The sequence below is a fragment of the Herbaspirillum sp. UBA812 genome (genome assembly GCF_002296545.1).
Classification (GTDB): Bacteria; Pseudomonadota; Gammaproteobacteria; order Burkholderiales; family Burkholderiaceae_D; genus Herbaspirillum; species Herbaspirillum huttiense.
The window spans coordinates 1-9406 of sequence record NZ_DBIC01000380.1; the positions used below are offsets into that span (position 1 = coordinate 1).

The 9406-nt window shown below is 63.1% G+C and carries 7 protein-coding genes; 2 read left to right on the forward strand and 5 right to left on the reverse strand.

Annotated features, from left to right (window positions below; translation table 11 throughout):
• Nucleotides 1-1086: MCP four helix bundle domain-containing protein (locus B3873_RS24975; protein WP_286869710.1), on the reverse strand; the 1086-nt coding region annotated here is incomplete at its 3' end.
• Nucleotides 1087-1503: 417 nt separating this feature from the next.
• Nucleotides 1504-1962, reverse strand: a complete 459-nt coding sequence (locus B3873_RS24980) for a GNAT family N-acetyltransferase (protein ID WP_034333342.1) — start codon at nt 1960-1962, stop codon at nt 1504-1506.
• Between the two features lie 433 nt (nt 1963-2395).
• Here B3873_RS24980 and B3873_RS24985 point away from each other — a divergent pair, with 433 nt between their 5' ends.
• Nucleotides 2396-3982: a DUF3300 domain-containing protein gene (locus B3873_RS24985; RefSeq protein ID WP_286869711.1), complete on the forward strand. Its 1587-nt coding sequence runs from the start codon at nt 2396-2398 to the stop codon at nt 3980-3982.
• 248 nt (nt 3983-4230) lie between these two features.
• The gene (locus B3873_RS24990; protein WP_039785435.1) at nt 4231-5931 is read left to right on the forward strand and encodes a peptide chain release factor 3; all 1701 of its coding nucleotides are present in this window, start codon (nt 4231-4233) and stop codon (nt 5929-5931) included.
• A gap of 216 nt (nt 5932-6147) precedes the next feature.
• Here the strand turns inward: B3873_RS24990 and ppa are convergent, their stop codons facing one another.
• The 3 genes from ppa to B3873_RS25005 form a co-directional block, all read right to left on the reverse strand.
• Entirely contained in the window at nt 6148-6681 is a 534-nt protein-coding gene (gene ppa / locus B3873_RS24995; protein ID WP_006463345.1) for an inorganic diphosphatase, read from the reverse strand.
• Nucleotides 6682-6958: 277 nt separating this feature from the next.
• Nucleotides 6959-8158: a heme biosynthesis protein HemY gene (locus B3873_RS25000; RefSeq protein WP_121041830.1), complete on the reverse strand. Its 1200-nt coding sequence runs from the start codon at nt 8156-8158 to the stop codon at nt 6959-6961.
• 20 nt (nt 8159-8178) lie between these two features.
• Nucleotides 8179-9387, reverse strand: coding sequence for a uroporphyrinogen-III C-methyltransferase (locus tag B3873_RS25005; RefSeq protein ID WP_286869715.1), 1209 nt, complete (start codon nt 9385-9387; stop codon nt 8179-8181).
• Nucleotides 9388-9406: the final 19 nt, after the last annotated feature.

The following is a 9406-nucleotide window of genomic DNA, read 5'->3' on the forward strand; positions in this document are numbered from 1 at the left end:
GCCGTCGATCACGCTGATGATGTCCACGATCCTCAGCGAGGAGGCATTGATCTCGTCCATCGTCTGCACCACCTGCTGCACCGCCTGGCCACCCTCGGTAGCGACGCTGGAGGCGGATGTGGCCAGCACATTGGCTTGCTGGGCGTTGTCCGCATTCTGGCGCACGGTGGCGGTCAGTTGCTCCATGGCCGACGCGGTCTCTTCGATGGAACCGGCCTGGGCTTCCGTACGCGCCGACAGGTCAAGATTGCCGGCGGCGATTTCCGCCGTGGCGGTGGCGATGGTGTTGGCACTGTTGCGCACGTTGCTGACGATGCGCACCAGGCTGTCGCTCATCTGCTGGATGGCCTGCATCAACTGGCCGACTTCGTCATTGGCGCGGCGGCGGATGCGGGTGCTGAGGTCGCCCGTGGCAATGGCGCGGGCCGTCATGATGGCCTCCCCCAGTGCCGTGGAAATGGTGCGCGAAATCAGCAGGCTCACCACCGCTACCACTGCACACACGGCCAGGCTCATCAGCACCGCCTGAACCACCGCCGAACGCAGGCTGGACTGCGCCGCCTGCACGCCTTGCTGGCCGAGCTGCTCGTTGTAGCGGCGATGGGCCGCCAGGGCGTTGATGAGTTTGTCACCGGGCGGGACCACCTGGTGCTCGACCGCATGCAAGGCTTCCTCGGTCTTGCCTTCAGCGCCCAGGGCGATGACGGCCTGGCGGCTCTTCTCGTAATCGGCGAAGGCATCACGGTCCGCCTGCAGCAGCTGGCGGTCGGTGGCGTCGGAGAGATCTTCCTTCTCGTAGCGGTCGAAGGCGGCGATGACCTTGTCGCGGTTGGTGTTCATGGACTTCTCCAGCTTGGCGCGCGTGGCAGCATCGGTGGCAGCGGCATAGCGCCAGATGCCAACCCGGATGCGGAAGACCGCTTCACCCGCCTCCCCCAGCACCAGCAGGCTGGGGACCGTGTTGAACGACGAATAGCTGGCAGCATCGGCAATGCGGTTGCTGTGATAGATGCTCAAGCCGGTGAGGCTGGCCAGGCCGAGGACGACGGCGAGGAGAAGCAGACGGAGTTTGTTGGCAATGGTCATGGTCAGGATTCGTGGGTGCGCAGCATGGCGCAGCGGGTCGATGAGCTGAAATGAATGAGTGCCAAAATTATAAGTCTGCAAAAATGATGAAAATTCACATCTGGCCGCTTCTTGATGCGGATCATCTTTGGGCCATTGCGACCGGAACTGGATCAAGTGTTCATCAAAACTAAGTTGCATGCTCCGTACACGCCGGTTTTACGGGGCGAATGGAAGAAAAATACTTAGGAGCGAAAACGGAAGAAGGAGGCGAGAGAAGCCATCGCATCGCACACCGCGAGAATCGTCAGTCGCGACACGAGAGAGGAGCAAGGAAGGGAAAGCGCTGAAAAACTAAGTTTACTGACTACGTCAGCAAGGACGCCTCAGGAAAATCAGCGGAGCCACACTGCGCTCCGCCGGTCAGGGAATGCCGATCTACTGCTGCACGCCCTGCTTGTAGATATCCGGACGCGAGATATGCCACACGAAGTCACCGCGATTGATGGCCTCGAAGCCACAGCTGGCATACAGCCACGGGGCGGTAGACGTGGTCAGCATGACGCGGCGCAGTTTCTGCAGCGTGGGATGCTGGTTGACTGATTCGATCATCCAGCGGCCCAGGCCCTGGCCGCGCAGGTCGCCGACGACGAAGACGTCGCACAGGTAGCCGAAGGTGGCGTGATCGGTCACCACGCGGGCAAAGCCGATCTGCTGCTTGCCGCGATAGAGGCCGAAGCAGAGGCTGTTGGCCAGCGCCGTGCGCACGGTGTTGAGGTCGATGCCGGGAGACCAGCTCGAATGGGTCAGTACGTCGTGGATGAGGGGGATGTCCAGCCGGTCGGGATCGGTGTCGATGAGGAAATCATCGCGCCGCCAGATCAGGTGATGGCTCATGGTCGTTCCTTGCTTGATGGCTTGTTGTCGTAAAAAATTTGCCTTGGTACGTACTGCGGGTACTGCGAAAACTGTTTAGAACGTTTCTCTTCAACAAGAAAAGGCACGCCGGCCCTGGTTGTCCGGCCGCTGCAGCGCGTGCAAGGAAGCGTGGCGATTGATCTGCGCGAAGCATGAAAACCGCTCGATTGATCGATTCCGTTGATGAGATTTGTTCCGTGGCCATTCATGATGCCACAGGCTCCCCTGCCTTGCGCAAGGCTTTCCCATCGGCAACCCGCGAGGCTCAGCCGTCCCGGCGCTGAAACATCGCTTGCAATTCCGTTACACCTCGCCTCTCCGAGCTGGCAGACCATAGGCTCACCTCAGTGCGCCGGACCGAGCATCTTGTTTTTCCTCTTCCGGCTGCACGCCATCGCGCAAGGAGAACAACGTGAACAAGACATCCCTGGCCTGGGCCACCTGCCTGGTCTTCTCTCTGGTCTCGGGCCTGCCCGTGCAGGCGCAGACCGCTTATGCGCCACCTCCCGCGCCCGTCTATACCCAGCAACAGCTGGACCAGATGCTGGCCCCGGTGGCGCTCTATCCCGATTCGCTGCTGGCCCAGGTGCTGATGGCCTCGACCTATCCGCTGGAAGTGGTGCAGGCCCAGCGCTTCGTCGAAGCGCGGCCCGGTCTGCAGGGCGATGGCCTGGCGCGCGCCGTGGCCCCCATGCCGTGGGATCCCAGCGTGAAGGCGCTGGTGCAGTTCCCTTCGGTACTGGCCATGCTCAATGATCGCCTCGACTGGACCCAGCAGCTGGGACAGGCCTTCCTCGCCCAGCAGCCGTCGGTAATGGATACGGTACAGAACCTGCGCGAACGCGCCCGCATCGCCGGCACGCTGGAATCCAGCCCGCAGCAGCGCGTGGTGGTGCAGGATGAAGTGATCGAGATCGTGCCGGTCAATCCGCAGGTGGTCTACGTGCCGTATTACAACCCGACCGTAGTGTATGGCAGCTGGTGGTGGCCATCCGCTCCGCCGGTGGTGTGGGCGCCGCCGCCGCGTTATCGTCCGCCCAGCTATGAGCCGGGCTTCTCGGCCAGCATCAGCTTCGGGGTGGGCATTGGCGTCATGAGTGCGGTGTTTGGCGATGCGCGTCCCGACTGGCGCCAGCGCCAGGTGATGGTGACGCAGACACGCATCAACAACGTCACCAATGTGACCAACGTGAACAACGTGAACAACGTCAACAACACCAACGTCATCAACAATCGCTACGTCAACAACAACATCAACGTGAACCGCAACGTGAGCATGAACCAGCGGCCGGTGGTGTGGCATCACGACCCGCGTTACGCCGGCGGCCGTTATGCGCAGCAACCGGCCCCTGCGCTGGCCCCGCCGCCGGGACAGCGTCCGCTGGCCGGTCCGCAGGCACAGAACCTGGTTCAGGCGCAGCACGTGCCGCAGTGGAATGGACATGGTCCGCAACCGCAAGCGGGTCAGCCCTTCCCGGCCAATGCGCCGCGTCCGCTGCCGGTGGCCGACAACGTGCAGCAGCGACTGGCCCAGCAGGACCAGTTCCGCCAGCGCCAGGCCATCGATCAGCAACGCCAGCGTGAACAGCAGGCCAATGACCAGCAGCGCCAGCGTGAGCAGATGATCCGCGACCAGCAACACCAGCGCGATCAGCAAGCGCAGGAGCAGCGCCAACAGCAGCAGGCCCAGGAACGCCAGTGGCAGCAGCGCCAGCAACAGGTGCAACAGCAGCAACAACGCCAGCAGCAGATGCAGCAACAGCAATTGCAGCAGCAACAGCGTGAGCAGCAGATGCGCCAGCATCAACAACAGGAGCAGCAACGCCAGCAGCAGATGATGAACCAGCAGCGCGAGCAGCAGCATCGCCAGATGGAGCAAGCCCGTCAGCAACAGCAGCAACATCAGGCCGCCCAGCATGAGCAGCAGGCGCGCCAGCAGCAGGCCCAGCAGCGCGACGCCCATCAGCGGCGCGAGGATCGCCGTGATGAACGCTCCTGATCCGGCAACGCCGCTGCCCCGCCAGTGATCGCCTGAGCGGCCCGCCGCGCGCACGTTGCCTCCCGGCAAACATGCGGGCAAGCGGGCCGCTTCAGTTATAATCTCGGGTTTTCCAGAGCTGTCGGAACAGGGCGTGCGCCGCCTCCTTGTCAAAGGAACAGTGCGCGCCGCTCAAGGCCATGCGGGTTGGATCGTCCAGCCGCGCCAGGGGCCGCGTTCCGCCCGGCTCCCACCCCGACCGATCCGCCATGCAAGAACCCAGCAACGAACTCCCCGAAGTCGCCGCCAGCGCCCCTGAGGCCGCTGATGCAGATAACGCCAGCGCGCCTGGCGCCGCCACCAAGGTCTCGTCCGACCTGATCGCGCGCGAAGTCAAGCGCCGCCGCACCTTCGGCATCATCTCCCACCCCGACGCCGGCAAAACCACGCTGACCGAAAAGCTGCTGCTGTTCTCGGGCGCGATCCAGCTGGCCGGTACCGTGAAGGCCCGCAAGAGCGGCCGCCACGCGACCTCGGACTGGATGGAAATCGAAAAGCAACGCGGCATTTCCGTGGCCAGCTCGGTGATGCAGTTCGAGTACCGCGACCACGTGGTCAACCTGCTCGACACCCCGGGCCACCAGGACTTCTCGGAAGATACCTATCGCGTGCTCACCGCCGTGGACTCGGCGCTGATGGTGATCGATGCCGCCAAGGGCGTGGAAGAGCAGACCATCAAGCTGTTGAACGTCTGCCGCATGCGCAATACGCCCATCATCACCTTCATGAACAAGCTGGACCGCGAGACCCGCGATTCGCTGGAGCTGCTGGATGAGCTGGAGTCGGTGCTGAAGATTCAGTGCGCACCGGTGACCTGGCCGATCGGCATGGGCAAGAATTTCCGTGGCGTGTATCACCTGCTGCGTGACGAGATCATGCTCTTCAAGGCCGGTGAAGAACGCGCCAACGGCAACGTGGAAATCATCAAGGGCATCGACAACCCCAAGCTGGCCGAGATGTTCCCGCTGGAAATCGAACAGCTCAAGATGGAAGTGGAACTGGTGCATGGCGCCTCCCACCCCTTCAACCTGGAAGACTTCCTGGCCGGTGTGCAGACGCCGGTCTTCTTCGGTTCGGCCATCAACAACTTCGGCGTGCGCGAGATCCTCGATGCGCTGCTGGACTGGGCACCAGGTCCGGGCGGACGCGACGCCACCGTGCGTGAGGTCAAGCCGACCGAAGAGCCCTTCTCCGGTTTCGTCTTCAAGATCCAGGCCAACATGGACCCGGCGCACCGCGACCGCATCGCCTTCCTGCGCGTGTGCTCGGGCCGCTTCGAACGCGGCATGAAGTTGAAGCACCTGCGCCTGAACCGCGACATCAAGGTGTCCTCGGTGGTGACCTTCATGGCCTCCAGCCGCGAACAGGTGGAAGAAGCCTATGCCGGCGACATCATCGGCCTGCCCAACCACGGCAACATGCAGATCGGCGACAGCTTCTCCGAAGGCGAGATGCTGCAGTTCACCGGCATTCCCTACTTCGCCCCGGACTTCTTCCGCGTGGCACGCATCCGCAATCCGCTCAAGATCAAGCAGTTGCACAAGGGCCTGCAGCAGCTCGGCGAAGAAGGCGCGGTGCAGGTCTTCAAGCCGGTGACCGGCAGCGACCTGATCCTGGGCGCAGTGGGCGTGCTGCAGTTCGAAGTGGTGGCCAGCCGCCTGCTCAACGAATATGGCGTGGATGCGGTGTTTGAAGGCACCAGCATCAGCAGCGCGCGCTGGATCAGCTGTGATGACAAGAAGAAACTGGCCGACTTCGAGAAGTCCTCGGCCGGGGCCAACCTGGCCATCGATGCAGCCGGCAACCTGGCTTACCTGGCCAGCTCGGGCGTGAACCTGCGCCTGACCCAGGAACGCTGGCCGGAGATCACTTTCCACGCTACCCGCGAGCACGCGGCCAAGCTGGACTGAGACAAGCTTGTGCGCCCTGCTCATCACCGTTCGGACTGAGTAGACGCGCAGCGTCGTATCGAAGACGAGACTACGGCGGACATCCGCTGACGGAGCGCCTTCGATACGGCCCTGTCGGGCCTACTCAGTCCGAACGGTGGTCTTGGTGGTTGACGTAAAAAATCGCCCGACAGGCACAACCTGTCGGGCGATTTTTTATGTCTTGCTGATGGGGAATTACTTGGCGTTCTTGAACGCTTCCACACCGGCCAGGATTTCAGCGCGGGCGGCGTCCGGGCCTTCCCAGCCTTCGACCTTGACCCACTTGCCCTTTTCCAGGTCCTTGTAGTGTTCGAAGAAGTGCTTGATCTGGTTCAGGCGCAGTTCGTTCAGGTCTTCCGGCTTTTGCCAGTGGGTGTAGATCGGCAGGATCTTGTCGACCGGCACGGCCAGCAGCTTGGCGTCGATGCCCGATTCATCGGCCATCTTCAGCACGCCGATGGGACGGCAGCGCACCACCACGCCCGGGATCAGCGGGAACGGGGTGATCACCAGCACGTCGACCGGGTCGCCGTCTTGCGACAGGGTCTGGGGGATGTAGCCGTAGTTGCACGGATAGTGCATGGCAGTGCCCATGAAACGGTCGACGAAGATGGCGCCGGTGTCCTTGTCCACTTCGTACTTGATCGGATCGGCGTTCATCGGGATTTCAATGATCACGTTGAAGTCATTGGGCAGGTCGCGGCCAGCGGGGACGTTGTTCAGGCTCATGGGATTCTCACTAGGGAAAGAAACGAAAAGCGGTTTTCGGGCTGGCAGCGCCAAGGGCATCTTGTTTAATGCTCGATGCAATGAGCATTAAACGGGGCTTAATGCTCAGTTCTGGCATGCCAAACACCGGAAAGCGGCAATTATAGCGGCATTCAGGCTCAGACCGGCATCTTGGCCGGTGCAACTTACGCCAACATGACAGTGCCCGGCAGCGCACATGAAAAAGGCGGAAGGGCTTGCGCCGCTTCCGCCTTGGTCATTCACCAGCGCAACAAGTTCAGCGGATGGCCGTGGCCAGGGCGCATTGCTTGTAGTGGCCGGCGGCCTGGTCCGGCTGATCCAGCGCCTCGTGCAGCTGGGCCAGGGCCAGGTGCGATTCGCGCACGGTGCGCGGTTCGATGGCATCCGACAAGGCTTGCTCCAGGTGGCGCTGGGCTTTGCCCCACAGCTTCTGGCGCAGGCAGAACATGCCCAGGGTCAGGGCCAGTTCGGCATCGGTCGGATTCTTGGACAACCAGGATTCGCAATGCTCGATCTGCGACAGCAGGGCCGGCGAGCCGGCTTCGGCGGTCGATTCGCGATAGGCACGCAGAAGACGGATATCCCAGTCGGCGGCCAGCGCACGTTCCAGCAGGCTGCGCGCTTCGTCATGCAGGCCACGGCTGGAGAAGGCGTGTGCGGCACGTGCGGCGATGTAGGGCTTGAGCTTGTCCACGCCGGGCACGCCATTCCACAAGAGGCGAATCGATTCGGCATCGTGCGAACGGTCCGACAGCAAGGCATCGTAAGACAGCTCGCGCAGGCGGTTCGACAAGGCCGGATGCAGGGCATTGCGCTTGTCCAGGGTCTGCACCAGGCGCAGCACTTCGGGCCAGTTCTTGGCTTGCTGGTTGGCCTTCAGCGCCCATTGCAGGGCCTGGATGTGGCGCGTGCCGTTGGCGTTCAACTCTTCCACCGTTTCCAGCGCCTGCTTGAAGTGGTGTTCGTCCACTTGCAGTTCCAGCGCCGTCATCAGGCGCGCAGCCTTCAAGGTCGGATCGACTTCCGTGCTGGCCAGCCAGATGTCGCGGCGGTCGCCCTGGCGCATGCGATGCGCGGCGCGGGCCGCGATCAGGGCGGCGATGCCGGCGTTGTCGGGCAGGTCGGCTGCGCGCGTGGCGGACTTCTCGGCCTGGCCGAAGCGGCCTTCGAAGTAAGCCTTCAGGGCATCGCGCAGGGCCTTGTTGCTTTCATTCTCGCGCTTGGCACGGCGATAGGCGATCACGCGGCCGGGCAGTTTCTGCGTCAGGCGGATGGCGCGGATGACCACGTAGATGGTCAGGAACACCGCCAGCACGGCGAAGATGAAGAAGTTCAGCGACAGGTCGATGCGGTACGGCGGATAGAACAGCACCACGTTGCCGGGATTGAAGCGCGCCAGTACGGCCAGGCCGATGGCGGAGGCAAACAGGGTCAGAAGCCAGAGCAGTATTTTCATATCAGGTTCCCGTCAGCGGCTCACGGACGGGCCTTGTAGTTGCGCACCGCGTTCAGGCTTTCGGCCAGCGTGGGCAACTGGATGGAGACATTGCTGCCCTGCACCTGCTTCAACAGCGCCTGCGTGGTCTGGACCTGCTTGGCGCGGGTATCGAAATACTTGGCGATGGTGTCCTGGGCCGAGGCCAGGTCATTGCGGAAGGCGAACTCGTTGCGCGACAGCAGCGCCAGGCGTGCATTCAACAAACGCAGCTTGAGGTTCTCGCGCACGAAGTAAGCCTGGCCCGGCGAGAGCAGGATCGCTTCCGGCGTCTGCACTTCGCGGATGCGCACCAGCTGGCGCAGCTCGGACCACATTTCAGTGCTCATGCTTCGCCAGGTTTCGCGAGCACCGGCCAGCCATTGCGACCAGGCAGACGCTTCGGCAGGCGCAGCTTCGGCCTTGGTCTTGGCATGGGCGGCATCGCCCTTGGCGGCAGGCTTCTCGGCGGCAGCGGTTTTCACCGGCTGCGGCTTGGGCTCGCTGGCCGACTCCACCGGACGCTCATCGACCAGCAGCGGCAGGTTGTCGACCTGGCCGATGGCGCTGTCCAGACGCACGGCGATGCCGGCGATGTCCACTGTCGGCAGGGCCTTCAGGCGCTCGATGTCACGCGCGATGGCGCGGCGGATGGCGATGAACTGCGCCTTGTCCGAACGCGACAGGCTCTTGTCGGCATTCTGCAGGGCGATCAGCGCGCCTTGCACGTTGCCGGCCAGCTCCAGCTGCTGGTCAGCGGTGGAGAGGACTTCCTCGATTTCGGAGAGGGCCCAGTCGTCGCGGTTCTTGTTGAGGTCCTGGTACATCTGTTCCAGCGCCAGTTGCTGGCTCTGGGACTCGGCCTGCTTGCTGTCGAGCACGCTGACCTTGGATTGCAGTTCCTTGGTGCTCTCCTGCACGGCCTTGAGCACGCCCTTCAGTTCATTGCTGCTGTTGTCGCCATTCTGCAGGCGCTGCGCGACTTCGCTGCGCAGGTCGCGCAGTTCGGCATGCGAGACCCACCACTGTGCGCCCAGGCCGGCGATGACCAGCAGCAGCACGATGGTCTGCGCACGCTGGCGGCGGCGCAGCACGGCCGTGCCATCCGGAGGAGTGAAGGTATAGGACGGGTGCGGGGCCGCGGCACCAGCGCTGTGGCTGGCTTGCGGTTGAGGCTCCGGCAATTGGGGAGTGGGTTGCTGTTCGTTCATGGGCTGGATTGTAACGCGG